The sequence below is a fragment of the Anoxybacillus sp. P3H1B genome (genome assembly GCF_001560855.1).
GTDB classification, from domain to species: Bacteria; Bacillota; Bacilli; order Bacillales; family Anoxybacillaceae; genus Anoxybacteroides; species Anoxybacteroides rupiense.
In genome coordinates this window covers 188,654-214,650 of record NZ_LPUG01000011.1, presented here as the reverse complement: position 1 = coordinate 214,650, position 25,997 = coordinate 188,654, and the positions used below count along the sequence as shown (strand labels likewise).

Annotated in this window: 25 protein-coding genes; 1 reads left to right on the top strand and 24 read right to left on the bottom strand. The window is 42.6% G+C overall.

All coding sequences use genetic code 11. The annotated features are described in order from the left end of the window. Positions 1-8 precede the first annotated feature (8 nt). From ftsA to AT864_RS05105, 22 genes are all read right to left on the bottom strand, one after another. Positions 9-1,286 (bottom strand): cell division protein FtsA, encoded by a 1,278-nt coding sequence (ftsA, locus tag AT864_RS05210; RefSeq protein ID WP_044746586.1) that lies wholly within the window; start codon positions 1,284-1,286, stop codon positions 9-11. 114 nt (positions 1,287-1,400) lie between these two features. After that, complete coding sequence (locus AT864_RS05205; RefSeq protein WP_066147147.1) at positions 1,401-1,754, bottom strand: small basic family protein; 354 nt, start codon at positions 1,752-1,754, stop codon at positions 1,401-1,403. Position 1,755: 1 nt separating this feature from the next. Next, on the bottom strand, positions 1,756-2,475 hold the full coding sequence (locus AT864_RS05200) for a DUF881 domain-containing protein (RefSeq protein WP_044746588.1): 720 nt from the start codon (positions 2,473-2,475) through the stop codon (positions 1,756-1,758). A gap of 24 nt (positions 2,476-2,499) precedes the next feature. Then, positions 2,500-3,207, bottom strand: a complete 708-nt coding sequence (locus tag AT864_RS05195) for a DUF881 domain-containing protein (RefSeq protein WP_066147709.1) — start codon at positions 3,205-3,207, stop codon at positions 2,500-2,502. Continuing rightward, positions 3,188-4,027, bottom strand: coding sequence for a cell division protein FtsQ/DivIB (locus AT864_RS05190; RefSeq protein WP_066147145.1), 840 nt, complete (start codon positions 4,025-4,027; stop codon positions 3,188-3,190). Before AT864_RS05190 ends, AT864_RS05195 begins: the two co-directional genes overlap by 20 nt. A 77-nt stretch (positions 4,028-4,104) precedes the next feature. Beyond that, positions 4,105-5,016, bottom strand: coding sequence for a UDP-N-acetylmuramate dehydrogenase (murB, locus tag AT864_RS05185; RefSeq protein ID WP_066147143.1), 912 nt, complete (start codon positions 5,014-5,016; stop codon positions 4,105-4,107). A gap of 146 nt (positions 5,017-5,162) precedes the next feature. Then, on the bottom strand, positions 5,163-6,263 hold the full coding sequence (gene spoVE, locus AT864_RS05180; protein WP_066147141.1) for a stage V sporulation protein E: 1,101 nt from the start codon (positions 6,261-6,263) through the stop codon (positions 5,163-5,165). 38 nt (positions 6,264-6,301) lie between these two features. Then, a complete protein-coding gene (gene murD, locus AT864_RS05175) occupies positions 6,302-7,657 on the bottom strand; it encodes a UDP-N-acetylmuramoyl-L-alanine--D-glutamate ligase (protein WP_066147139.1) in 1,356 nt (451 codons plus the stop codon). Beyond that, entirely contained in the window at positions 7,658-8,632 is a 975-nt protein-coding gene (gene mraY, locus AT864_RS05170; protein WP_066147137.1) for a phospho-N-acetylmuramoyl-pentapeptide-transferase, read from the bottom strand. It abuts the gene before it with no gap. Continuing rightward, on the bottom strand, positions 8,626-9,090 hold the full coding sequence (locus AT864_RS05165; RefSeq protein ID WP_066147135.1) for a hypothetical protein: 465 nt from the start codon (positions 9,088-9,090) through the stop codon (positions 8,626-8,628). Before AT864_RS05165 ends, mraY begins: the two co-directional genes overlap by 7 nt. After that, complete coding sequence (locus AT864_RS05160; RefSeq protein WP_066147134.1) at positions 9,084-10,556, bottom strand: UDP-N-acetylmuramoyl-L-alanyl-D-glutamate--2,6-diaminopimelate ligase; 1,473 nt, start codon at positions 10,554-10,556, stop codon at positions 9,084-9,086. Before AT864_RS05160 ends, AT864_RS05165 begins: the two co-directional genes overlap by 7 nt. 261 nt (positions 10,557-10,817) lie before the next feature. Then, positions 10,818-12,746, bottom strand: a complete 1,929-nt coding sequence (locus AT864_RS05155) for a stage V sporulation protein D (RefSeq protein ID WP_066147132.1) — start codon at positions 12,744-12,746, stop codon at positions 10,818-10,820. Between the two features lie 150 nt (positions 12,747-12,896). After that, positions 12,897-15,110, bottom strand: a complete 2,214-nt coding sequence (locus AT864_RS05150; protein WP_066147129.1) for a penicillin-binding protein — start codon at positions 15,108-15,110, stop codon at positions 12,897-12,899. 6 nt (positions 15,111-15,116) lie between these two features. Continuing rightward, positions 15,117-15,476 (bottom strand): cell division protein FtsL, encoded by a 360-nt coding sequence (gene ftsL, locus AT864_RS05145; RefSeq protein WP_066147127.1) that lies wholly within the window; start codon positions 15,474-15,476, stop codon positions 15,117-15,119. Between the two features lie 29 nt (positions 15,477-15,505). Beyond that, complete coding sequence (gene rsmH, locus AT864_RS05140) at positions 15,506-16,438, bottom strand: 16S rRNA (cytosine(1402)-N(4))-methyltransferase RsmH (protein WP_066147125.1); 933 nt, start codon at positions 16,436-16,438, stop codon at positions 15,506-15,508. Between the two features lie 263 nt (positions 16,439-16,701). After that, positions 16,702-18,330, bottom strand: a complete 1,629-nt coding sequence (bshC, locus tag AT864_RS05135; RefSeq protein ID WP_066147123.1) for a bacillithiol biosynthesis cysteine-adding enzyme BshC — start codon at positions 18,328-18,330, stop codon at positions 16,702-16,704. A gap of 156 nt (positions 18,331-18,486) precedes the next feature. Continuing rightward, positions 18,487-18,873 carry a DUF3397 domain-containing protein gene (locus tag AT864_RS05130; RefSeq protein ID WP_044746601.1) on the bottom strand — a complete coding sequence of 129 codons (387 nt, stop codon included), beginning with the start codon at positions 18,871-18,873 and terminating at the stop codon, positions 18,487-18,489. Further along, positions 18,866-19,762, bottom strand: coding sequence for a 2-dehydropantoate 2-reductase (locus AT864_RS05125; RefSeq protein WP_066147121.1), 897 nt, complete (start codon positions 19,760-19,762; stop codon positions 18,866-18,868). The genes AT864_RS05130 and AT864_RS05125 overlap by 8 nt, the downstream gene beginning before the upstream one ends. A 106-nt stretch (positions 19,763-19,868) precedes the next feature. Next, complete coding sequence (locus AT864_RS05120) at positions 19,869-20,462, bottom strand: RsfA family transcriptional regulator (protein WP_044746603.1); 594 nt, start codon at positions 20,460-20,462, stop codon at positions 19,869-19,871. A 68-nt stretch (positions 20,463-20,530) separates the two neighbouring features. Continuing rightward, entirely contained in the window at positions 20,531-21,298 is a 768-nt protein-coding gene (locus tag AT864_RS05115) for an enoyl-CoA hydratase/isomerase family protein (protein ID WP_156450497.1), read from the bottom strand. 266 nt (positions 21,299-21,564) lie between these two features. Further along, on the bottom strand, positions 21,565-21,738 hold the full coding sequence (gene rpmF / locus AT864_RS05110) for a 50S ribosomal protein L32 (protein ID WP_044746604.1): 174 nt from the start codon (positions 21,736-21,738) through the stop codon (positions 21,565-21,567). A 65-nt stretch (positions 21,739-21,803) separates the two neighbouring features. Then, positions 21,804-22,319 carry a DUF177 domain-containing protein gene (locus tag AT864_RS05105; RefSeq protein WP_044746605.1) on the bottom strand — a complete coding sequence of 172 codons (516 nt, stop codon included), beginning with the start codon at positions 22,317-22,319 and terminating at the stop codon, positions 21,804-21,806. Between the two features lie 147 nt (positions 22,320-22,466). Between AT864_RS05105 and AT864_RS05100 the strand changes: the two genes are divergently transcribed. Further along, positions 22,467-23,684, top strand: coding sequence for a nucleotidyltransferase (locus tag AT864_RS05100; RefSeq protein WP_066147119.1), 1,218 nt, complete (start codon positions 22,467-22,469; stop codon positions 23,682-23,684). Here AT864_RS05100 and AT864_RS05095 read toward each other — a convergent pair. Both AT864_RS05095 and AT864_RS05090 read right to left on the bottom strand, forming a co-directional pair. After that, positions 23,663-24,682 carry a SepM family pheromone-processing serine protease gene (locus tag AT864_RS05095; RefSeq protein ID WP_066147117.1) on the bottom strand — a complete coding sequence of 340 codons (1,020 nt, stop codon included), beginning with the start codon at positions 24,680-24,682 and terminating at the stop codon, positions 23,663-23,665. The genes AT864_RS05100 and AT864_RS05095 overlap by 22 nt on opposite strands. After that, on the bottom strand, positions 24,679-25,467 hold the full coding sequence (locus AT864_RS05090) for a patatin-like phospholipase family protein (protein ID WP_066147115.1): 789 nt from the start codon (positions 25,465-25,467) through the stop codon (positions 24,679-24,681). The genes AT864_RS05095 and AT864_RS05090 overlap by 4 nt, the downstream gene beginning before the upstream one ends. Positions 25,468-25,997 lie beyond the last annotated feature (530 nt).

The window sequence follows — 25,997 nt, the reverse complement described above, 5'->3', positions numbered from 1 at the left end:
TTCGATCTCTACTCAAAGAAATAACCGAAAAATTTTTTCATTTTTTGTCCTAAATTTTCATCTTTACTTTTTTGTTTTGCTTTAGAAGGCTGTTGTTTAGGAAGCCGTTTTTCTGGCGTTTCCACCGTTGCAGCCACCGGAACTCCTCGTCCCTGCAGCTTGGCATGCCGATAAGCAAATTTAATCAATCCTACTCCCGTTGTATACTGCGGATCGCGCACGCCGATATAATCAGGAATCGCGATGCGTACACTATTCCCCAGCATGTCCTGGGCCAGTTCTAAAATTCCCGGCATGTTGGCGACTCCACCTGTCAAAACATAGCCGCCTGGCAAATCACGAAAGCCTAGCTTACGAGTTTCTTGGAATATAAGCTGAAAAATTTCTTCAAGCCTCGCTTCAATAATATCAGCAACATCAAGCTGAGTAAACTGCTGATGCTGATCCGTGCCGATGATTGGGACACTGAAAATCTCTTCTTCTGAGGCGAGATCATAAAAAGCATGTCCATGTTTAAGCTTAATTTTTTCGGCATCTTCTGTCGAAGTTCTAAGACCGATCGAAATATCTTTTGTAATATGGTCGCCTCCAACAGGAAGAACAGCGGTTGCCCGTAAAAACCCTTGCTCAAAAATAGCGACGGTTGTGGAGCCGCCACCGATGTCTACTAAAGCGACACCCAAATTTTTCTCATCCTTTGATAAGGCAAGCGAACCAGCCGCCAACGGCTGCAAACAAATATCACTTATTTCCAAGCCTGCTCTCTCCACACAACGAAGCAGGTTATGTAATACTGTTTTGGCTCCCGTAATCATCGTTCCTTCCATTTCAAGACGTACCCCGATCATCCCACGAGGATCGCTAATCCCATCAAGACCATCGACTATAAACTGCTTCGGGATGACACCGATGATTTCTCGATCTGGAGGAATCGAGACAACTTGGGCAGAGTCAATGACACGAGCTACATCTTCATCCGTAATTTCCCGGTTTTCACTGGAAACAGCGACAATGCCATGACAATCTTGCAGCTGCACATGGTTGCCGTTGACCCCGACAACGACCCTGTTGATTGTTAACCCAATCATTCGTTCTGCTTGATCAATTGCCCGCTTAATTGAATGTACGGTTTCATCTATATCAACAATGGAACCTTTTTTGAGCCCTTCAGATTTCACATTTCCAACGCCAATGATATTCAATGATTCATTTAGCATTTCTCCAATAATAACCTTAACACTGGATGTACCGATGTCAAGACTAACAACGATTTCATTGCTGTTCATTCTTTGGCACCTCCTTTAACAACTAACATATCGACGAATTGAACAGCTGGCAACAAGTTTTGTTTCATATATTCAACATATCAAGAAGCATTCCCTTTCATTAAAATGAACTTTTTAGGATTTTTCTCGTTTTTCCATCCATTTTGCGAGCCAAATCCGGCGAATGACAGCGATGTTTTGAAACAATCGAACCCCAAAAGCAAACACAGCTGCTAAATACAAGTCTACACCAAGATAAACACCGAGAAAAGCTAAACTTGCGGCTAAAATAATATTAAAAAAGAAACCTGTAAAAAAAACATTTTCATCATATACATTTTGCAAATGAGCGCGAATGCCGCCAATGAGTGTATCAAAGGCTGCGAGAATGGCAATCGATAAATAATTTGCGTATTCAGCAGGAATGCGCCAATCGGTTGAAAATCCTAACACAATCCCAATAATGAAGCCGATGACCGGAAGCCACATGCTATTTTTCCTCCTTTTCGGCTTTTACTGTTTGCATATAGCGAACGCGCCATTGTCCGTTATATTTAGGAATAGAGACTGCTGGCATCGGCTCTGAAACAGTAATTTGCAAATTTTCTGTAACAAAATCATCATAAATGGTGGATACTTTTAGATGATTGTATAGCGTCGTCACATCATCGGAAATAACCTTCACCTGTATTGGCAATGAAGAAATGGATTTCTTTCCAATCTTCGTTACACCGTTTACTTCACGAATTGCCGTTGTATTGGCAAGACGTTCATCAGCAACAGCAATCTCCTTGGCGCCGTACATATTCAACTCATTGATCAACCTCTTTAACAGCTCTGGAGAAATCGTGTATGTAATAGGCCCCACATAATCTTCCGGATAAAACGGTTCGATTGTCAAAACGACTCCTGGCCCCGTCGTCTCCGTCAATCCCGCCTCTTTCCTCAGTTCCTCCACCGTTTCTTGAAGCGTAGCTGCTTGGTTTCCGGCGGGATTTTGCAGGTAATTTTGAATTTTTTCATCATTGCGGCGAATTTCTAGTAAAAGCTGTTGCTCCAGCTGCTGCTCCTTTTTTAAATCTTGACGCAGCTGCCAAATATCCCGCGTATCGCGCACAGCAGGTTGCTTAGTTGTTTGCACCTGAATCGCAAGCATAAACCCGATAATCGCCATAATCACTGTAAAATGAACCAGCTTTTTTCGTACCAACGCGCTTCACCAAACTTTCTATTTTTACTCACGGTTTGTATGAAAAATCGGATCTAGTGTGATATCATCCTTTTGCTGAATATCAACAACAACATGGTCCCCTGTTAATTGATCCTTCACACCTCCGGCAATAGTAAGCGCTGAGGCAAGCACGTTGGAGTCGCCAATCGCAGAAATGGTAAAGGGAGCTGAATGCTGTGTCCCATCCACTTCAATAACAGGACCGTTGCAAACAATATAGGAGCGGTGTGAAATCCGTTGCCCGTTGATGGCAATCGCCTCTGCCCCAGAGATGAGCAGTTCATGCACTACTTTTAATACATGTTGCTCATGAACGATGTAGTTGGTCGCGCTTTGTTCGCTTGGAATATAAGAAGCATCTGAAAGCGTGACTTCAACCCCAGCTCCTCTGACCTTCACTTTTCCGATGTACATCCGCAATTGTTCTGCTTCTGTTGCTAAATCGCTATATGCCTTTTTTTTATCGGCAAGTGAAGCCTCCATTTTCCGCACTTTTTCCTGCTTGCTCATCAGTTCTGCTTTCAGCTTTTGGTTTTCTTTTTGCGATTGAATCAGCAATTGTCTGTATTCATATTCCTTATTCCATTGCTTATCAGTGATCGTCCGTTTTTCAACACGACTTTTTGTATATTCGTAGGAAAAGGAAAGCATAAACCCTAAAACAAGACAGACCAAGGAAAGGATGACATAATTACCGCGCACTACTTTCATTGTCATCGTCATCCTCCTTTTTTGGTTGATCATAAGCTTTAAAGTAGTTGCTGACCTCTAAATGAATTACACCTTTTACATTCGGATCAAGCTTCTTAACAATCTCAGGATAAAGAAGCATTTTTTCCGCAAAATTTTTGACACTCGCACTTACCTCGAATCCGTCATTCATATAAACGGTAATGTGATAGCGATCTTCATCGCTCGGCGCATAGTGGATTTCAGAAATAGCGCTTAATATGTATGGAGGCAGTTTGGCTAGCTGACCTGCCATGTCTTGAATGTCTTCTCCTCTTTTCCAATCCACTAAAATTGGGGCATCGCTTAATACCGTTTTTGGAGCATTTTTCATTAAAATTTGACCGTTCTCAAGAAGGGGAAAGAACGTCTGTTTATGTTCAATGTAAGCAACCCGTCTGCGTTCTTTTATGTAAAGTACAATTGTATTGGGGAATTTTTTTTGCATTTCTACTTGTTTGATTTCCGGATGCTCTTCAATCGCCTGTTTAATTTTCTCTTCTTTTACTTTCCAAAAGCTTGTCCCATTCGCTAAACCGCTCAGTTGAATAATTTTTTCACTTGAAATATGTTGATTTCCTTTTATTTCAATATGCTTGACATAGCTTAAGGGTGATTGAAAATAAACAATACATAAAATAAGCATAAAAAAGAAGACAATGTAAATGGTTAATCGGCGATTGACTTTTTGCCTGCGCCGCTTCTTTAGTTTAGGAACACGTTCTTCGAGAACGACGACTTTACCTTTTTCCAATTTGCTCACCGCTTTCTGACACTTACAAAACAATAAAACAAACGGCATTTGTCTATGCCGTTAGTTTTTGAAGCAAATCTGTTTTTATTATAGCACAATATTGGAAAATAAGGTGATCTAATTTTCTAGGACTTACGACCAATAATCTCCACTTCTGTCTTCATTTCGATGCCGTATAGCTGCTGAATCGTCTTTTTCACATGAGCAATCAAATCCAATACGTCTTGAGCTTTCGCGTTCCCGGCATTTACAATAAAGTTTCCATGCTGCTCAGAAATTTTGGCGCCACCGATCGCATATCCTTTTAATCCCGCTTTTTCAATCAACTGGCCCGCATAATGTGGGAGAGGATTCCGAAAAACGCTTCCAGCACACGGATAATCCCACGGTTGCGTCTCGCGGCGGTAGTCTTTATTTTTTTGCATTTTCGCTACAATGCTTTCCCTTTCTCCCTTTTTCAATTCTAATACCGCTGCAATACAAATTCCAGGGCGCTTCTTTTGCAAAACGGAGGTTCGATAAGAGAACTCCATTTCTTCTTTACTTAACCATTCAATCGTTCCATCAGGAAACAAAACCTGTGCCTTTTGCAAAATATGCGACATATCCGAGCCGTGCGCCCCCGCATTCATATAAACAGCACCGCCGACTGAACCAGGAATTCCCCCAGCAAACTCTAAGCCTGATAACCCTTGCCTGCTGACGGTCGTTGCCAATTTAATTAAAGAATATCCTCCACCAACGGTTACTTCCTCTTCATGAATGGTCAGCTCAGCAATCCCGTCTCCTAATTTAATGACAACACCTTCAATCCCTTCATCCGCTACAAGCAAGTTAGAGCCACGTCCAATCACTCGCCAATTTACATGATGCTTTCGAATAATTTCCATTACTTTTTTTAGGCTTTCGATGCTGTCTGGCTCTACAAACACATCAGCTGGTCCGCCGATTCGAATCGTTGTGTGGCGGGCAAGCGGCTCCTTTTCTCTCACTTTTCCAATATTCGCTTGAGTGAATTCTTTGATGAGCTGTTCCACGGATTTCCTCCCCTTTCCTGTATTTCTTGTTGTCCTGATGATGGATCATCATGATCTTTTTTCCTGTCCACTACTGTCCACAAACAAAACGAGAGGGGCCGCCTCCCTAAGAAATTAGCTTAGAGAACCTCCCCTTTTCTCGTTCATTAATATCGGGCATGTTTACTGATATTCAACAAAACTCCAATCGCCATCAGCATCAAAGTCAGCGACGAGCCGCCGTAGCTTAAAAATGGCAAGGTAATTCCCGTTACTGGCATCAGTCCTGTTACTACCCCGATATTAATCATCACTTGAATTGCGATCATCGAAATAATTCCGATCGCTAAAAATGTTCCATATAAATCAGGAGCTCCAAAAGCGATGCGCACTCCTCTCCAAAGGAGCAAGCTAAACAATAACAGCACGAGTGAACCGCCAATAAATCCCAGTTCCTCCGCCAAAATCGCAAAAATAAAATCGGTTTGCGGTTCAGGTAAGTAAAAAAACTTTTGCCTGCTTTGTCCTAGTCCTAACCCTAGCAGTCCACCCGGCCCAATCGCATAGAGCGACTGAATCATTTGAAAGCCGCTGCCAAGCGGATCTTCCCAAGGATTTAAAAAGGAGGTGATTCGTTTGATTCGATAAGGAGCCGATAAAACAAGACCAGCAAAGCCAGCCAAGCCTATCATTCCAAGGCCGACAAAATGGCTGATGCGAGCTCCAGCAACGAAAATCATCGTAATACAAGTACCCACCATCACCGTTCCTGTTCCTAAATCGGGCTGCAACATAATCATGCCAAATGCTGAAAAGACAAGGGCTAAAGCAGGGAGTAATCCTTTTTTAAATAATGTAATCTTTTTTTGATTTTCGGACAAATACTTGGCCAAGAAGGCTGCCATCGCCAGTTTCATAAATTCAGATGGCTGAATGGAAAATGCCCCTACACCAATCCAGCTGCGCGAGCCATTGCGCACTACTCCAACTCCTGGAATCAGCACAAGCACAAGCAGCACAAAACATATAATCAGCAAAACTTTTGACCAGTCGCGCCAGACCCAATAATCGACATTCATAATAAAAAACATCGCTGCAATTCCTACACAAGCAAATAACAGCTGGCGCTTAGCAAAGAAAAAAGAATCGTGAAACTTATATTCTGCCCATACAGCGCTGGCACTATAAACCATGATTAGCCCGATTGCTAGCAGCAGAAACGTCAGCAATAGAAGTAAAAAATCAGGCGCAGACTTTTTTTGAGACACTGCCCAACACCTCAGCTTTTATGAACGGTATGTCCTTTCTATTCAAGCTTATGCACTGCGCTTATAAAAATGTCTCCTCTTTGTTCAAAAGTTTTATATTGATCCCAGCTTGCACATGCTGGTGACAACAAAATAATATCGCCAGGCTTCGATATCTCATAAGCAACAGGTACAGCTTTTTCCACATTATCGACATGATAAACCGTTTCTATTCCTGCCTGTTTCGCTACCCGCTCTAACTTTTGTGCCGTTTGTCCAAATAAAATAACGGCTTGAACCTGTTTAAGATAAGGGATCAAGTCATCGAATTCATTGCCGCGATCCAATCCTCCCGCAAGAAGAATGACTCGCTGATCACTAAAAGCAGATAACGCTTTTTGCGTTGCCAATATATTGGTTGCTTTGGAGTCATTAAAAAATTTTCTACCGTTCACAGTGCCTACGTATTGGAGGCGGTGTTTCACTCCAGTAAAGGTTGTTAGTACGCGGGCAATGGCCGCGTTATCTGCGCCTACTAGCTTCGCTGCTGCTACAGCCGCTAATATATTTTCTAGATTATGTTTGCCAGGCAACACAATATCTGATAGGGCGATCACTTTTTCGCTGTTCCAGTAGACTGCCTGATCTTTCACATAAGCGCCGCTATTTAATGGTTTGGTAGTGGAAAAAAATATTTTCGTTGCGCTCGATGCCTCAGCGAGCTTCATGACCCATTCGTCATCTGCATTCACGACAGCATAATCGCTTTCTGTTTGATTTTTTAGCAAATTTCCTTTCGCTTGTGCGTATGCTTCCTTCGTTCCATGATAATCCAAATGCGCATCAAAAATGTTAAGAAGCACAGCAATGCGGGGACGAAACGCTTCAATCCCCATCAGTTGGAATGAAGACAGCTCAGTGACAACCCAATTGTCTTCATGAGCCGTTTTGGCTACTTCACACGCCACCATTCCGATATTACCCGCAATCAACGGTTTTTTGCAAGCTTCTTTTAGCATTTCGTAAATCAGTGTAGTGGTGGTCGTTTTGCCATTCGAGCCCGTAATGCCGATAAACGGAGCTTCACAAATGGCATAGGCAAGCTCGACTTCTGTTATGATCGGCAGTCCTTTCTCAAGTGCTTTGGCTACCATTGGATTGGTATATGGAATTCCAGGATTTTTCACCACCAAATCAAATGGTTCATCAAGGAGACCAAGCGGATGCCCTCCGCAAATCACACGAATTCCCTTCTCATGTAACTGCTTTGCTGTTTCGTTTTCATCCAGCGGCTTTTGATCATTAACGGTCACGCTTGCTCCAAGCTCATGAAGCAGCATAGCCGCTGCGAGACCGCTTTTCGCCAAACCAATCACTAACACTCGTTTCCCCTGATACATCGTTACTTGTTTCAATTACATCCACACCTCGATATAGATTCCGAGTATTGCTAACAATAAGCCAATCGCCCAGAATGTGACAACAACGCGCCACTCAGACCATCCAATGAGCTCGTAATGGTGATGCAACGGACTCATGCGAAATACTCGTTTTCCTGTTGTTTTAAATGAAATAACTTGAATAATCACTGATAATGTTTCAATCACAAACACGCCGCCGATAATCGCAAGCAATAGCTCTAATTTCGTTAATATCGCAACAGTGGCAATCGCTCCTCCTAACGCAAGAGAGCCGGTATCGCCCATAAACACTTTAGCTGGATGGGCATTAAACACAAGAAATCCAAGAACAGCCCCAACGACAGCAACGCTAAAAATAGCTACATCATATTGTTGCTGGTTCCATGCAAGAACAGCATAGGCGCCAAAGGCAATCGCTGCCGTTCCCGACAACAAACCGTCGAGCCCATCCGTTAAATTGACGGCATTTGAGCCAGCCACAAGCATAAAAACAAGAAATACGATATATCCCCATCCTAAATCAAATGATAGATGGGTTCCTGGAATATGTAGCGCTGTGGAAAAATTTTGCTGGTGATAAACCATATAAAACACAAAGGCGATCAGGAGCTGCCCTGTTAATTTTTGCTTGCTTGTTAACCCCAGATTCCGCTTCATGACAACTTTAATAAAGTCATCAATAAAGCCAAGCAGTCCATATCCTATGGTAACAAATAAAAGCAAATAGGTCTCGATCGTGATATGGGAAAATTTTTTCGTCATGAAAAACGTTGTAATCACAATCGAGAGCAAAATCATCATTCCGCCCATCGTCGGCGTGCCAGATTTTTTGTGGTGCGTTTTTGGTCCTTCTTCACGTATGCTCTGCCCAAACTTTAATCTTCGTAAAAACGGAATAAAAAAAGGAGATAGCAGCACCGTAATGAAAAAAGCTGTTACAATTGAAAATATCATCACTTGTTCTAACATGACGGCTCACATCCTTCTTTCTCTTGAGCACCGAACCATTTTTGTTTCAGTTGCTGTAATTCATTTATTACCGCTATATCATATGAATGATTTTGTTCAATATGATGCTGCGGAGCGTCAATGGTCAATAAAAATTGCGTTTCTTTATTGTCCGCTTTTTTTAACGGCAAATACATTTCTAATATGGAAGCTAACGCCTTCAGCTCAGAAGGGACGAAAAAAATTGGAAACTGATTTGGAATGTAAGACGGCAATGTTCCGCCATTTTTCCAAAGAGAAGCAATCGCCCCTTGCTCAATAGCCACTTTTAGCTCCCATTCTGTTCCTGCTAGCGGAACAAATAGTCCTTTTTCTGCCTTGCAATAAGGATTCGTAAAAACGGTGCGAAATTCAAGCGCATTGTCGACAATCCCTCTTGTTAAAGGAAATAATTGCTTGACCATTTGATAAGTTAGCATTCTCCATTTCGCTCCTTAATGGCTTCGCGGGCAACGATGCGGTCATCAAAGTGCAGCACTTGATTTCCAATGATCTGATAGGTCTCATGGCCCTTTCCAGCAATTAAAATGACATCATCCTTTTGTGCGTGTTCTACTGCATAACGAATCGCTGCTTTGCGATCTGCGATTGAGATATATCGCTTGCCCGCAACTCCTTTTTCCATGTCATGTAAAATATCTTCCGGTCGCTCGGAACGGGGATTATCAGATGTAAAAATCGCTGTATCCGCATATTTTACGGCAATTTGAGCCATTAACGGACGCTTGGCACGATCTCGATCCCCGCCGCAGCCGACAACCACATAAATATTCCGTTTAGCGAATTGCCGAATGGTTTTTAACACATTTTCTAAGCTGTCTGGAGTATGTGCATAATCAACAATAACAGTAAAATCTTGCCCTTCATTCACTGTTTCAAAACGCCCCGAAACGCCTGATATTTCTTCTAGCGCCTCAGCAATCGTAGACAACGAGAGTCCCGAAGCAAGGCAGGCAGAAGCAGCGGCTAATATATTATACACATTAAAACGGCCGATCAGCTTCGTGCAAATTCGCACCGTTTCATCTGGTGTCACTAAATCAAATTTCATTCCGTTTGGCGACATTTCAATCTGCTTCGCCATAATATCGCTGTCTTGATCAATCCCATACGTAATAACCGTAGCGGCTGTCATATGTTTATAGTATTCAGACGACGGATCATCTTGGTTAAGAATCGCAAATTTCGGCCGTTGATGATCAAAACGATTACCGAGTTGAGCAAATAACAAACCTTTTGCCAAGCGATATTCTTCCATTGTACGATGGTAATCTAAATGATCCTGTGTTAAATTTGTAAACACCGCGATATCATAATCGCATCCGTGAACACGCCCCATATGCAACGCATGCGAAGACACTTCCATGATCGCCGTATCAATCTCTTCCTCCACCATTTGCTTAAACGTTCTTTGTAATACAAGAGCGTCAGGAGTCGTGTTTTTCACATCATAAGTTTTATCGCCAATTTTTATATGCATGGTTCCAATCAAACCTGTTTTCTTTCTCGCCTTTCGAAACACATAATCGATAAGGTGAGTCGTCGTCGTTTTTCCATTTGTGCCTGTCACTCCGATCAGATGTAGCTTATGCGTCGGTTGACCATAAAAAGCATCTGCCAGCACTGCTAACGCTCGTTTGCTGTCGCGGACAAGAATCACAGGTACGGAAACATCAACTTCACGCTCTGCTATAATCGCCACTGCCCCGTTTTCTACAGCTTGCTGGGCAAAATCGTGACCATCAACCGTAAATCCTTTAATACAAATAAACAGAGCACCTTTTGTTACCTTTCGGGAATCCATCTCAATCGATGTTACAGTCGGATTTTCGCCGACATATGTACCTAAATGATGCAAATAAGAAAACAATGTTCGCAGTTCCATCTTGTTCATTCCTCTCGTTTAAATTCCCTCATAAAGAGAATTGTCAGTCGATTTGGCCAAAAAACGGAAAAGAAGGGAGCACCGATGTCCCTCCCTTGTCCTGTATGCCATCATCATGCTGATATCCAGTTAATCAATGGCAGGCAAAATCGTCATTACGTACGGATCAAAGAATGCAAGCAGCCAGCAAAAACAAATGAATGTTTCGCTGACTCCCTCGCGCAAAAATACCAATCACAAACGATACGCTTATTCACCGGCTCAACGAAGGCTAGATTTCGTGCCCAAATATACGCGAATCGTTGAGCCTTCCTTCACCTTAACCCCCGGCTTCGGTGCTTGATCAATGACGACATCGCCTTCTCCACTAACATCTAATTTTAAATCAAATAGCTGTTGTTGCAAGTCATTTTTTGTCAAACCTGACAAATCTGGAACTTCCACCATTTTTGTATCATTCCAAGCAAGCTCTTTTTCAATTTGTCCTTTCCGTGGTTTTACACCGATTGTACGCAAACTATCTTCCATAATTTTCCCTACAATTGGCGCAGCAACCACTCCACCGAATTGAACCGTTCCCTTTGGATGGTCAACCGCTACATATACAACCAGCTTTGGATCATCGGCCGGAGCAAAGCCAATAAAAGACACAATATAGTTATCTTTCAAATAGTGACCATCTTTCGCCTTTTGCGCTGTTCCCGTTTTGCCGCCTACACGATAGCCTTCCACAAACGCACCTTTTCCCGTTCCTTGAGCAACCACACTTTCCAGTGCATAACGAACTTGTTTCGATGTTTCCTCGGAAATAACCCTTCTTTTTTCCTTCGGGGTATTACGGCTGATCACCTTTCCGGTTTCCGGGTCCACCCATTCTTTAGCAATGTAAGGAGTATATAAAATACCGCCATTCACAGCAGCCGAAACAGCAGCCACTTGTTGGATCGGCGTAACTGAAACCCCTTGGCCAAAAGCTGTTGTCGCCTGTTCAACAGGTCCTACATTTTTTAAATCAAATAAAATGCCGGTCCCTTCTCCTTGTAAGTCAATACCTGTCTTTTCTCCAAAGCCGAACGCTTTAATATACTCAAACAACTTCTCTTTTCCTAGTCGCTCACCAAGCTCGACAAAACCCGGATTGCATGAGTTTTGCACGACCTCTAAAAAGGTTTCAGAGCCGTGTCCCCCTTTTTTCCAGCAGCGCAATGTGGCCCCGGCGACTTTGACATAACCTGGATCATAAAAGTGATCTTTTAACAGATTCACTTTTTTCTCTTCAAGAGCTGCTGCCAGTGTAATAATCTTGAATGTAGACCCCGGTTCATATGTGCTCCAGACCGGCAAATTGCGATTATAAATTTCCGATGGCACATTGCGATAGTTCGCTGGATCAAACGTAGGACGGCTCGACATCGCTAGCACTTCGCCTGTATTAGGATCCATAACAATCGCAATAATGCCATCTGGATTATATTTCGTTTCAGCGATATCTAATTCTCGTTCTACAATCGTTTGAATACGCGAATCAATCGTTAGCTTTAAATTTAATCCATCCGTTGGCGGCGTGTAGTGATCGGCCATATTCGGCATTCTCTTTCCTTTTGCATCCGAATAAAACTCAACAGAGCCCTCCTGGCCTTTTAGTTCTTTATCATAATACAGCTCAAGGCCGGTTAAACCTTGATTATCAATTCCCGTAAAGCCAAGCACATGTGATAAGTAGCTGCCGAACGGATAATACCGCTTCGTATCCTCTGCAATATAAACGCCTTTTAAATTCAATTCTCTAATTTCTTTTGCTTTCTCATTGGAAATTTTTCTTCCTTCAGGAATCCGTTCGATCAATGTTTGTTTTGTCACATGCTTATACGCTTCCTCAACTGGCATATTTAGGGCTTTGGCCAGCTTTTGAGCTGTATCTGATGGATTTTCAACCTGTCTTGGTATCACATAAACAGTTGGAGCGCTCATATTAGTTGCTAGCGGAACGCCATTGCGATCTAAAATCTCTCCACGCTTCGGTTCAAATGGAATATTTCGGCTCCATGAATTTTTGGCTTTTTGCGCCAATGCATCTCCAATGAATAATTGGACATACCCTAAGCGAGTATCAATAATCGCAAAAACCAGCACCCCGACCAGCAACACAATGGCAAGCCGTTTGCGAACCGTAACATTTGAAACACGCATACGATGGGAACCTCCCTTATAATAGGCTCGTTCCACTATATGCTTGTACGTTTATTTATAGAACGCTTGAAAATGGATGATATGACACCTTTACTGCACAGGCTGAAAGAGAAGCTATTTGAGTTTCGACTGTCTTGAGCATCATCATTTTTAATCAACCGGCTGCTTTTTCTTTTCGTCCTTCTTCTCTTTTTGCTGGTTGATCCGATCCTTCCATTTGTCCGGTTCAGCTAGCTCAACAATTAAATAGTCATTCGCTTTGACAACCGTTTTTGGTCGAATGCTTTGTGTAATGACATAACCGCTCCCTTTTATGCTCGGATTGAGCTGCAGCAGCTCGGCTGCTTTCATGACATCACGCAATGACCAGCCATTTAAATCTGGCATCGTAGCTGTTCCATCCGTTTTTAAAACGACACGTTCATGAATGATCGTTTCGTCTCCTGCTGAAGGAAGCTGGGCTGCTATTTTTTCTCCATTTCCAATCACGACAGGCTGCAGCCCCTTGGCTTTCAAATCTTGCACGGCTTCATTCACCGGCCAGCCATGATACGACGAAAGTTCTATTCCTTTTTTACTAGAAGTCGTTTTCTCTGTTTCCTCCGAAGCAGGACGGATATTTAAATATTGCAGACTATTTTTCATCACACTGTTAAAAATCATCGAAACAGGTGCGGCTCCTGTTTCTGTATAGGAAAGCTTTGGCTGTTGAACCGCTACATACATTAATAGCTTTGGATCTTCCTTCGGCGCCATTCCTAAGAAAGAGAAAATGTAATTTTCATAGCCTGTCAAATAACCACCTTTTGGAGATGGAATTTGTGCCGTCCCCGTTTTTCCGGCTACATGGTACCCTTCAATTTGATAAGGACGGCCTGTTCCTTTTTCTGATGTCACAACCGTCTCCAGTATATCCAACACCTTCTCTGAAGTTTCCTTCGTAATCGGCTCTCCGACGACCTCTGGCTTATTTTGCATCACCACTTTTTTCGTATCCGGATCGATAATGCGGTCAACAATATACGGCTTCATCATTTTTCCGTCGTTCGCAATCGCTGTAGCCGCCTGAATTTGCTGGATCGGAGTGATGGATGTTCCCTGTCCAAACGCGGTTGTCAGCTTTTCAATGGGATATCGATACAGAATATTTCCTATTCCTTCTCCCGGTAGGTCAATTCCCGTCTTTTCATGAAAGTGGAAGCGATGCAAATATTGCAAAAAGCGATCCTCTCCCAACTTTTCCTTAACGAGTTTTGCAAAGGCTACGTTTGAAGAGCGCTGAACGCCTTCATTAAACGTAATAACACCCCATCCTACTTTATTATGGTCACGAATCTCATTTTTTCCCACTCGATAAGATCCAGAGCGATAGAGCTCATTCCCGTTATAAACGCCTTCATTAATAGCGGCCGCCAAAGTAAACACCTTCATCGTCGATCCCGGTTCATAAGGATAAGAAATCGCATCGTTTAAGTAGTTGGTAATGTTGCGCTTATTCGGATCAAAGCTTGGTCTTGTTCCCATTGCCAAAACCTCTCCTGTTTTCGGATTAACGACAATGGCAATGATTTTTTTCGGCTTGTATTGCTTTTCGACTTGATTCATGGCGTCTTCTAAAAACGTTTGGATTTTTTGGTCGATTGTTAAATATACCTCATCTCCATTATCCGGAGGAACAATCTTTTCTTTTGTATCCGGCAGCCGAAATCCTTCCTTATCACTTTGATAAAAAACATAACCATCTTTTTCATGCAAATAGCGGTTTAAGCTTTTTTCAATTCCCATTGCTCCTGCTGTTTTGCCCGTATCCTCTTCTTTTTGAGCATAACCGATTACATAAGAGGCGAATGTGCCGTTTGGATAAAATCTTTTCGTGTCACGAATGAAGCCGATTCCCGGCAGTTTGAGCGCTTCAATCTTTTTCTTGAGCTCATAACTGATGTTGCGCCCTTGTGCCCCAAACTCTACCTGCTTTGCCTTTTTAGTTAAGATGCTTTTAACTTCGCTGACCTCCATATGTAACAGCGGGGCTAATTTTTGCGCTGTCCTATCAGGATCCACTACATGTTTTGGATCTTTAGGATCGGTCGTCATCTTTGGATCAAGCACCGCTACAAGAGTATATGAAGGGGTATCTTCCGCCAGCACTTCTCCATTCCGATCCAAAATGGTGCCACGCTTAGCCTCGATGGTCCGCTTCTGCTCATATTTTTGCTCCGCCTTTACTGCCAAGACCTGTCCGTCTGCCTTGCCTGTTGTCTGCAACTGAACGAACCGAAAAAGTAACACAAAAAAGAGCAGGCTAAATATTCCAAACAATAATGCCGCTCCTTTATGCGTATTCTTATGCTTTTTGTAAGCCATCGTCCATCATTCCTGTACAACCTTTACGTTATTTTCGTTTAATGTGAGGCCTAGCTCCTTGGCTTTCTCCAAAATCCGTTCATACGTGCTAAGCTGCTGGACTTCTACATACAAATCATTGTTGCGCTTTTTCTGCTCATCCATTGTCCCTTCAAGTTGCTGAATATGCTTATTGACTTGATAAATCGTGACTTGATTGGAAATGATTTTGACAGACGAATAAAAGGCAAATAGCAAGAACGAGAATAAAACGATTTTCTCGCCAAGCGTGAGGCGAAGCTTCAACTTTCGTTTTGGTTTCGCCTGCGGACGGACCGATGAATGCTGTTGTTGCTTCTCTTGAACTTTGACAGCTGTATTACTCACATTTTCTCCTCCTTAAAAATTCTGTCCTTTTATAGCTTCTCTGCAATGCGCAGCTTGGCAGAACGTGCTCGATTGTTTTCCCCTATTTCCTTTTCTGAAGGAATAATAGGCTTTTTGGTAATGATCTTTAATTTTGGACGATATTCTTCTGGAATCAATGGCAATCCGGGAGGGAGCTTGGGCCCTTCACTCGCTTCCTTAAACGCCGTTTTGCAAATGCGGTCTTCTAACGAATGAAAGGTGATCACGCTCACTCGTCCTCCAGGTTTCAACAGATCAATCGCTTGAGTAATCGCTTCTTTAAATGCTTGCAATTCATCATTGACCGCAATACGTATAGCCTGAAAAATTCGTTTGGCCGGGTGTCCTCCGATTCTTCGGGCTGGCGCAGGAATCGCTTCTTTTATGAGTTCCACCAGCTCCCCGGTCGTCTCAATGGGCTTCTGCTGCCGGAATGCTTCAATTTTTCTGGCGACTTGTTTTGAAAATTTCTCCTCACCATATTGGAAAAAAATATGTACAAGCCGTTCATATGGCCAGTGATTCACAATTTCATATGCAGTGAGCGACTCCTCTCGATTCATCCTCATATCGAGCGGTGCATCATAATGATAGCTAAAGCCGCGTTCTGGCGTATCTAATTGCGGGGAAGATACTCCCAAATCAAATAAAATTCCATCCACTTCGTAAATGCTGTGTTCAGCTAGTTTTTCCGCTAAAAAGCGAAAATTGCTTTTAATAAATACGACCTGCTTCTCATACTGCGCTAATTTTCTTTTGGCATGCTCAATCGCCGTTGTATCTTGGTCAAACGCGAACAGCCTTCCTTGCGTCGAAAGCTGCGAAAGCAAGTATTCGCTATGTCCGCCGCCGCCAAGCGTACAATCGACGTAAATGCCGTCCGGATTGATTCGCAGGCCATCTACTGTTTCTTTTAATAAGACTGTTGTATGCTTAAACACAGCCTCACCACCTTTTTCATGATGTATGCTCTATGTAAGTAGCCGTTTATTTATTATACAACAAAACAAAACAATTTTTTAGGCTTTTTCTGTAAAAACACGTCTATTTCCGCATCTTTTTGTCGCATTCCGTCTAACCCCCCTCCAATCAAAACAATCGTTCGCTTTTCCACCTGATTTTCTTGAATTGTTTTTCTCTGTACTATTCTTGTCCCCAAAAAAAAATCCTGTACAAAACAGGATTTTTCGTTCGACTCTTTCTGTTATAGATATACAATTTTATGCAAACCATTCCATTTATATTTGACATTCATCAGACGTTCGACAAAATCAAATCCGTATTTATTAATGTAATAAAAAATGTTCCAGACTCGCTCTTGTGGCGCTTGATTCGGGAACAGCGACATTTCAATGCGGGCAAATTTGCGCAGTTCCACCTCATATTTTCTCTCAATCGAGCGATGCAATGTTTGGTGAAGAAAATCGATCTGTGATTGAATAAAAGCGGCATTTTTCACCAATACATCCGTTAAACCGCGATCAATCTCCACCCCTATCTCCCTCAGCGGCCGATGAATTTCTTCAATTTCTTCTTTAGCACGGGCAATCATCTCATCAAGCGGGTATTGGACTTGACGCGCGTACCATTCTGATTTAGCTTGCTCGATCTGTCCTTGCAACACATCAAACACGGTCATTCCAACTTCACGCAAATCGGTGTCAATCGAACGCTCGACAAGTGTAATATTGAATCTTGGAACAACAGGCGGCATCGCATAACCAAATAACGAAAACGCTTCCTTTAATTCTGCCCAATACGCAATTTCCCCTGGACCAGCGATAAAGGCGAGGGTTGGAAACAAGAATTCCTGCATAAGCGGTCTCGTCACCACATTATTGCTTAGCTGATGCGGTGAGCGTTTCGCCATTTGCAATAGCTCTTCCTTCTTCCATACGATCTCATTTTTTTTGCTTCGGAAATATTCTCCATTCTCCTCTGCTTCCAGCAACAATCTTTCCTTTCCGTCATAGTAAAAGAGATTGGCTGATCGCGGATGAATATCGAGCGTCTTGCGATATCCCAGTTCTTCCAATCGTTTTTGCTGGTATATGACTGCTTCTGTTACCTCACTGTAGCGTTCAATCAGCGATGCAAAAAATTCACTTTCAACGACTCTTAGCGATTCATCAGCTGCATTTACGACTACAAGTCCTTCTGAAGCAAATAACCGGAGAACAATCTGGGCAAAGAAGTCCACAAAAGTATTGGCTTGCCCTACACAATTCTCTAAAAAATGGAGCAGTTTATCTGTCGTTTCTGTCTCTCCATACGTTTCTATCACTTGCTGAATCCATTCGATACAGATTTGCCGATCAATCGGCAATTGAGCAACCATTCGCTTTTCCCGCACTGCATGCGGATATGTATGCTTTTTGATTTTTCCTTGATCAACTACATAAACATGATCCACTTCTGCAATATCGTGGTCTTCTCCAGCCATCCAAAACACCGGCACAACCGGAACTCCCAATTGCTCCTCCTGTTCTTTCGCTAGTTGAATAATGGACATCATTTTATAAATGGTATAAAGCGGACCGGTTAGCAACCCCGTTTGCTGTCCTCCGATGACAACTACGCTAGATGGATTCAACAGTTTTTGAATATTGGCCATCGTCCGTTCACTCGCCTGGAGCGCTTGATGATAAGAAAGCAAATGATCCACCAATCTTTGGCGCGGGTACGTTCGCCTGCTTAGATCGCTCAAGCGCTTTGCAAATACGTCCTCCGCGCGAACGTCGTATGCAAATCCAGCATCCATTGGAAACGTTCCCGCTATGTAATCCGATGCTAGCGACGTCGTCGCTTGTAAAGGAAATTCATATATCTCCATACTTGAAAACTTCCTTTCTTATTTCTTGGTTTTATCAGCACTAAAAATCAAGATATTTCGCTATATCAGGAGATTTGTTTCGTTCTTTTAAGAAGCGAACACTCATGAGTATAGCATTCTTTTCTCCAAATGAAAAAATATGCGCTCACAGCTATTTTATATGTTGTTGACGATTCTTACCAAAATTCCATATCCAAGCAATCCAAAGTAAGCAAAGAAAAATAATAAAAAGCTAAATCGCCAAAATAAACGAAAAACAGTGGCAATATGTAAGTCCCCTTTTTTCTGCCAATATCCTACTGCAAACAATATATTAATTATAATGAGCAAAATGACCATAGGCCACCAATATGATTTTCCCCAAATGGCTTGAATCAAGAAATGAACCGCAATGATAAAAAAGATCGTTGAGATATTGATCGCTGTATAAAATGACTTTTTCTTTTTTTTCGTTAATTTTCTCGTTACCATATAAACGACAAAAAAAGCAAGCAGTGGCATTGTGACAAAAGCTGCTGCTATATGAGCAACCAAATTACCCATTAAATCCCCTTCCTTCCATCCCTTTTACGGCGTTCATTAAAAATTGGCAAATGGGCGTTTGCACACCTTTTTCTTTACCTTTGGCAATCACATATCCCAAAATCGCTTCAATTTCTGTCATCCGCCCATTTTCGAGATCGCACAGCATCGAGGAACGGTTATTAGCTGTTCGTTCGCATATCCGGACAATCCGCTCCCGCGCTTCGTTCTCATCAGGCAATGACAACGCTAAACATATTTCCGAAAATAGCAATTCCATCATTTTTTTATATTCTTTCGTTTTTACCAATTCTCCATTTGGAACACGTAACATCGCTGTTAGCGGGTTAATGACAGCATTGACAACGAGCTTATTCGTCAGCAACTGCTGCCAATTATGTTCAAATTCGATCGGAAAATCGGAACTAGAAACATCCAACAGTTGCTTTAACGGCCCGGTATCCCCCTGAAATAAAGCAATGGAAATCTTTCCAATTCCCGTATGTTCAACAGTCCGGTCATCCTTTTTAAACGCTCCGTGTTCAACGGTGCCCACGGCAATACACTGTGCTTTAAGCTGAGATAAAAGAGAGACATGCCCCATGCCGTTTTGCAAAAAAACAAAGGCCCCCCCATCTGTCCACTGATTGCACAGCTCGATTGCATGAACCATATCATATTGCTTAACGGTAACAAAGAAAACATCCGCTTGCAGCTTTTCATATCCAGCTGCCCATGCACGGATCGGCACGATTCGTTCATCGCCATTCTTTATCATTCGCAAGCCTCGTTCATTAAGAAGATCCGCTTGCGTTTTCCGACGCGTATAAATCGTTACCTCGCATGTGCTCGATAAATAAGCTGCAATTAATAGCCCAATCGCTCCGCCGCCGATAATCCCTATTTTCATCTCGATTTTCCTCGCTTTCCATTCATACACTCCTGCGACTATTTTATCAAATTACGAATCGACCCGTTAATAGAAAAAGCTGATCTCAAAGGATCAGCTTTTTCTATTACTTTTCAATTTTTTCGAGATTGCCATTTCGGTCCATTTGGAACTTTACTTTCGATGTTTGCTCTTCTTCAAGTATCACCATTTTTCTCGCTCTTTCCATAATTCCAATAAACGTTTTGTAATCTTCTTGGACCGCTTTTAATTCTTTTTGCAGACGCTCTTTTTCTAGCTGCAATTTGGTAATCATTTGCTGCAGTTGTTCCATATCTCTTTTTAACGCGCGATTTTCATCCATCACATGCTGATATTGTGCGGAAGATTGTTGATATCTTTGCAAAAAGGCAATGATATCCTGCCATGTCAATTTCGCTGTTTTATCCTCTCCTTGCCCCGCTTCCTTTTGAACGAGCTGCGTACGTTCCTTTTTTACTTCTTTTCTCTGTTTTTTCGCTAGCTCAATGGCTTCTTTATATTGTTTTCTCACATAGGAATTCCAACGAAAACCGCAAGCAGCAGCTGTTCTCGAAAGACGCCTGCCTACTTCCTCAAACGCTTGCAGCTGCGTCCCTCCTTCACGAATATAGCGCAATACTATTTCTGCCAATAATAAATCCTCATCCTGCGTCCATGCATCTTGTCTTACACTCGTCATGGTTCCTTCCCCCTAGTCGCTTTTTTCAATATATGTATGCGACTAGTAGAAAAGATAGAAGAAGAATATTACGATCGATTCAAAAAAGTTCGCACTGCTTCTTCATGCTCATCAGATTCCCAAAGCACGGCACATTGTTCAATTTCCGCAAAAAAACGACCTCGAAACTCTTCTGTTTTCCATTTTTGAACAGCAGCTTGCTTATAGGCGCGAAGAACAGGGGCAGACTGCGCCAAATACGGCTCAAGCAACTTCCGACACTCTTCTTTTATTTCTTTATTTTCCGAAATTAATGAATGAATCCATCCATATTCATGCAATTGCTCAGAAGGCATACGTCTCGCTTTTAATAAAAGATCGAGGGCGTGCGTATAAGGAAGCTTTTCGAAGAGCATCGTCGCTCCTCCCCATCCCGTCGTAATTCCTAACGTTCCTTGAATAAAGCCTGCTTTGATTCCTGTCTTTGCATAGCGAAAATCACAGGCCGTTGCAAGTTCACACCCGCCGCCGACAGCTGATCCATTAAGCAAAGCAACTGTCGGTTTAGAAATCGTTAACAAGGAATACAAAATCGCGCCCATTTTTGAAAGCATTTGATACGCTTCTTCCTTTGTATGTAAACGATGGAATTCACTTAAATCCCCGCCCGAACAAAAAGCTTGCTGGCCGGCACCTGTCAGCACCAACACCTTTGCTTTATCATTTTCTTCCACAAGGCGAATCGTTTCTTGTAAAGCATCCATCACTTCATAATTAATGGCATTTCGTTTTTCTTGCCGATTAATAGTAAACCAAACGATGCCATCATCATCTCGTTCTAGCAAAACCGCACTCACTTTTCTTCCTCCTTTACTCTCATATTTATGTTAGCCACTTTTTCTTATTTTCCTTCTGCTCTGCACAATAAACCTCTGCCACCTACACTCTGTTTAGGGGTGAGAGAATATAAAAAAGAGGCTCTTGTCACACCATTCCTATGTAACCGCTTAACTTTACGTTTTTCTACAACACCGGCAAAGCAAGCATTTCACAATAGCCACGTGCCCCATGCTCTTCCATGAAAAAACAGGCATAAGGATACCCTTATGCCTGTTTTTCATGATTATTTGTTCACAACTTCTTTTCCTTTGTAAGTTCCGCAAGACTTGCAGACGCGATGAGCTAATTTCATTTCACCGCAGTTTGGGCATGCAACCATGCCTGGAACTTGCAATTTGAAATGTGTACGGCGCATTCTTTTTTTCGTTTTCGATGTTCTTCTAAAAGGTACAGCCATTCTTTCCACCTCCTTAAACAGGATTTAGAAGTTATGATGAAGGCCGGATCAAGCCGGTTCTTCGCTTATTCTTCCTTTTTATCAAAAAATTTCGCCAATCCAGCTAGACGAGGATCAATTTTGTTTTTAGCCTGCTCCTCAGTAATAACCTCCCAACCAGCTCCGGATTGTGGTGCTCCATCTTGAATGTTTTCCTGCTCTGAAAATATTTGCATGGGAATTTCAAGCAAAATGAGCTCTTTCACAATCGGCAGCAGGTCAACTGCATCTCCTTGAACAAGGTGCGTTTCTTCATCCGGATGAACATCATAGTCGTTTAAAAAAAACGTTTCAGTCGTATGGATCGCAAACGGATAAGAAACATCAACCAACGTCCGGGAGCAAGGCAATACCATTGTCCCTTCAATCGTTAAATGAAAAGTAAACTTAGTAGCACCGATATCTGCCCGTCCTTTCACACGGACAGGGGAAATATCGCGGATCGATGGCTCCATCTGTTTTAAATCGGAAACATCGACCATTTCATCCATGACAAGCCCTTTTGCTTGCAGCTGATGAAGCTGATGAATAGACCATTTCATTAAAATCACCTCAAGGCAACAAAGAAAATTATACGTTTCGTTTCCCTGTTTGTCAATATTTTTTCTTTACAGTATAATGATTGTCAGTTTACATTCAATGTATCACGTTTTGATCAAAAAAACAAAATTTCAAGCGGGGAGGCAAAAATGAAGGCAGTTGGAATCGTCGTTGAATATAATCCGTTTCATAACGGACACTTGTATCATCTCCAAGAAACGAAAAAAAAGACAGGCGCTGATTGTGTCATTGCCGTTATGAGTGGCAACTTTCTGCAAAGAGGAGAACCAGCGCTCGTTTCCAAATGGGCTCGCACATCTATGGCCATCTCAGCTGGTGTCGACCTCGTCATCGAGCTTCCTTATACATTTGCCGTCCAATCAGCAGAACGGTTCGCCACTGGAGCTGTCGCACTGCTTGATGCATTGTATTGCGCCGAGCTTTGTTTTGGGAGCGAAAATGGCGAAATTGAGCCGTTTCTTCAAGCGGTCCAAACGATCAAATGGCAGCAATCACGGTACAACCAATCCATTCAGCAAGCTCTCAAAGACGGTATGAGCTATCCACAAGCAGTCACATATGCTTGTAGACAGCTTGAGATGAAGGAAATCGATTTAGCTCAACCAAATAATATTCTCGGTTTTTCCTATGTGAAAGCGATTATCGAGCAAAAGAGCGCGATGGTTCCCCAAACGATTCAACGGATCGCTTCCGGATATCACGATGAAGTTTTTTCTCATCCGTGGATCGCCAGTGCAACGAGCTTAAGAAAAGCACTAAATGGAGCGATTGAAGCGCTTGAACACATTTCGCCCTATATTCCCTTCTCTACCAAAAAGGCTCTTGAGAAATATTATGCAGTATATGGCACATTCCATCGTTGGGAGCCATATTTTCCGTTTTTGAAGTACCGCATCATGACAAGTGAAGAAAGCGATTTACAAAGCATTGTCGGCGTAGATGAAGGCATTGAGTATCGACTCAAACAGGCCATTACAGAAGCCGAAACATTTGAGCAATTTCTCCATTCTGTCAAAACCAAACGATATACATGGACTCGTTTACAAAGAATGTGTGTCCATATTCTAACCCATTTTAAAAAAGAGCAAATGAATGGGATCAAAAGCCCCTCTTATATTCGTCTGCTTGGCATGAGTGACAACGGACGCCTCTATTTGCAAATGATAAAAAAACGGCTTTCGCTGCCGCTTGTAACAACCGTATCACGCCTGCAAAAGGATGTGATATACCAGCAAGAAAAAAAAGCGGTAGCTGCTTATACCGCTATTTTTTCCGAGACTACTCGCATTCAAGCACTTAAAGAGGAATATGCGACATCTCCTGTTCATTTCAACTCTTGCAAATAACGAAGGGCATCAGAAAACGTGTCGACCGGAACAATTTTCATCTTTGTTCCGATTTTTTTTGCCGTTTTGACAGCTTCGCGATAATTCGAGTTTTTCGCTCCCTTCTCGTTTGGAGCAAAGAAAATATCGGCACCAGCTTGATCAGCAGCCACAATTTTTTGCGATATTCCCCCAATAGGGCCAACCTCACCATTCATGTTGATGGTGCCGGTTCCAGCAATCTTATATCCCTTTGTAATATCTTCATCAACAAGCTGATTATAAATTTCTAAAGAAAACATCAGTCCTGCAGACGGCCCGCCAATTTTTTCTGAATCAACGCGAACGGAGGGCTGCGTCGTAATATGATAATCAGTCATTGGCGAGATACCAAGTCCGATTTGCTTTGGTTCTTGCGGAAATGGTGCCAACGCAATCGAGGCTGTCTTTTCTTTTCCATTTCTTTCCCATGTAATCGAAACGGAATCTCCTTTTTTCTTTTGCCGCACATATTGGATTAATTGTTCTGCTGTCCCAATTTCTTTTCCATCTACACGAACAATGCGGTCTCCCACATGCAAAATATGCGCTGCTGGCATTCCATCGACAAGGCTCATGACATAAACACCATTCGGACGATAAGAAACAGGTTTATGGGCATGTTTATAGGCGACAACAATCGCAGATTCTTTTGACTCCTTCATTAAATGGAGCTGTCGAAGGGTATACTCTTCATCCGTTTCCCCTTCTTGCTTGATTTCCTGCAATGGATAAAGCTCGTAATACGAACGGATATGAGCAAGCAAGTAATAGGCGATATTCGCTCGCCCCATTCGCACAGTTGTCAGCATAAAGCTCCCTTGATCCTCATCTCCTTGATCAACGTGAACGAGCGGTTCTAATTTTTGGGCTGTACCCGGCATCGTCACATAATACGGAAGCTGCACAAAAATAAAAAGCAGGCTAGCTGCTACCCCAATTAACAGTGAAATAATATAGGCTCTTGCTCTTTTTTTCATTTATGATGTTGCTCCTTCCATTTCGCAATTGCTTGACGGATTCTAGGAATTTGCTTTCGCGCCTCTTCTTCCCCGATTTCAATAATTTCTTCAATATGAGTAAATGCTCGAGAGCTATATTGCTCTACACGCGGACGGATCATAACATCTGAAGCAAATTCACGATGACGGACAAGTTCATCCTGGAGAATATCAATGCTTTGCAAAATGACATCAAAAATCGAGGAGATGGCATCGGTTACCTTTACATGAGAGACATCGACGCCAATCACGACATCCGCTCCCATCGTGCGCGCTACCGAAACTGGAATGCGGTCAATGACGCCCCCATCGACAAGCATCCGACCATCGATGGTTTCAGGAACAAAAATTCCCGGAATCGAAATGCTGGCACGAACAGCATCCGCTACCACGCCGCTTCGAAACACCACTTTTTCGCAGCGCTGAAGATCTGTTGCTACAATGGCAATCGGAATCTGCAACTCCTCAATTTTTTTCCCTTTTGTTACCAACCAAATAAATTCCTTTATTCTCTTTCCTGCAATAAGCCCCATTTTCGGAATCGTCACATCAATGTAGTCGTTTCTGCGGAAGGCCTTTGCTAATTTGTATAGGCGCTCGACCCCTAATCCGCTCGCATATAACGCCGCGACAAGCGCCCCCATGCTGCTTCCTGCTATGTAATGAATCGGAATCCGCTCTTCCTCCAACACTTTAATAATACCAAGGTGCGCAAAGCCTCTTGCTCCTCCGGAACCTAGAGCTAAGCCAATTCTCGGTTCCATCCCCTTTCCTCCTTTTGACTCTTCCATCTCTTTCAGCCTCAGCTTCCCCTTGCATATTTAATTTATGTCGATCATACGTAAAAATGCTTTTTATCGCTCATGTGTCGAGACCACTTGCTCTCCATCGCCATATGCCTCGCTTTACTTCCTGTGGACAGCAGCAAATCCCGTATGCCAAGCGAACCGCTCTCTGAACGTCGTTACGCCATACGAAAACTACATCGAGCAACTTGACATGTGAAGGGAATTGGCGTTGCTCCAAGCTTCGCCGCGCATCCGTGTGACAAAAAAGCGAGTCACGGGATTCTTCCAACTATGGATTTTTACAGCTACCGCTCGTTTCATTTTTAAGGTGTTTATATCGTTTCTATCCATCAAGAATTCTCTATTATTTTACTATGATAAGCGAACAAGAGAAAAGCTATGAGCATTTATATAGAGAAAGTCGCCTCCCTTGTGCCGCTTTCTCAATCGGAACTTATCTATTTCGTCTACTAGCTAAAGCGATTGCATTCGATCATGATCCGTTT

Excerpts from the sequence above, each read along its gene's own strand:
- AT864_RS05160 (WP_066147134.1), bottom strand. The coding sequence starts at position 10,556 with ATGGAACTGCGAACATTGTTTTCTTATTTGCATCATTTAGGTACATAT.
- AT864_RS05190 (WP_066147145.1), bottom strand. The coding sequence starts at position 4,027 with ATGCCGTTTGTTTTATTGTTTTGTAAGTGTCAGAAAGCGGTGAGCAAA.
- AT864_RS05195 (WP_066147709.1), bottom strand. The coding sequence starts at position 3,207 with ATGAAAGTAGTGCGCGGTAATTATGTCATCCTTTCCTTGGTCTGTCTT.
- ftsA (WP_044746586.1), bottom strand. The coding sequence starts at position 1,286 with ATGAACAGCAATGAAATCGTTGTTAGTCTTGACATCGGTACATCCAGT.
- AT864_RS05150 (WP_066147129.1), bottom strand. The coding sequence starts at position 15,110 with ATGGCTTACAAAAAGCATAAGAATACGCATAAAGGAGCGGCATTATTG.
- bshC (WP_066147123.1), bottom strand. The coding sequence starts at position 18,330 with ATGGAGATATATGAATTTCCTTTACAAGCGACGACGTCGCTAGCATCG.
- AT864_RS05165 (WP_066147135.1), bottom strand. The coding sequence starts at position 9,090 with ATGCTAACTTATCAAATGGTCAAGCAATTATTTCCTTTAACAAGAGGG.
- AT864_RS05105 (WP_044746605.1), bottom strand. The coding sequence starts at position 22,319 with ATGAAATGGTCTATTCATCAGCTTCATCAGCTGCAAGCAAAAGGGCTT.
- mraY (WP_066147137.1), bottom strand. The coding sequence starts at position 8,632 with ATGTTAGAACAAGTGATGATATTTTCAATTGTAACAGCTTTTTTCATT.
- AT864_RS05100 (WP_066147119.1), top strand. The coding sequence starts at position 22,467 with ATGAAGGCAGTTGGAATCGTCGTTGAATATAATCCGTTTCATAACGGA.
- AT864_RS05095 (WP_066147117.1), bottom strand. The coding sequence starts at position 24,682 with ATGAAAAAAAGAGCAAGAGCCTATATTATTTCACTGTTAATTGGGGTA.
- AT864_RS05120 (WP_044746603.1), bottom strand. The coding sequence starts at position 20,462 with ATGACGAGTGTAAGACAAGATGCATGGACGCAGGATGAGGATTTATTA.
- AT864_RS05205 (WP_066147147.1), bottom strand. The coding sequence starts at position 1,754 with ATGTGGCTTCCGGTCATCGGCTTCATTATTGGGATTGTGTTAGGATTT.
- rpmF (WP_044746604.1), bottom strand. The coding sequence starts at position 21,738 with ATGGCTGTACCTTTTAGAAGAACATCGAAAACGAAAAAAAGAATGCGC.
- AT864_RS05130 (WP_044746601.1), bottom strand. The coding sequence starts at position 18,873 with ATGGGTAATTTGGTTGCTCATATAGCAGCAGCTTTTGTCACAATGCCA.
- AT864_RS05090 (WP_066147115.1), bottom strand. The coding sequence starts at position 25,467 with ATGGAACCGAGAATTGGCTTAGCTCTAGGTTCCGGAGGAGCAAGAGGC.
- AT864_RS05155 (WP_066147132.1), bottom strand. The coding sequence starts at position 12,746 with ATGCGTGTTTCAAATGTTACGGTTCGCAAACGGCTTGCCATTGTGTTG.
- AT864_RS05125 (WP_066147121.1), bottom strand. The coding sequence starts at position 19,762 with ATGAAAATAGGGATTATCGGCGGCGGAGCGATTGGGCTATTAATTGCA.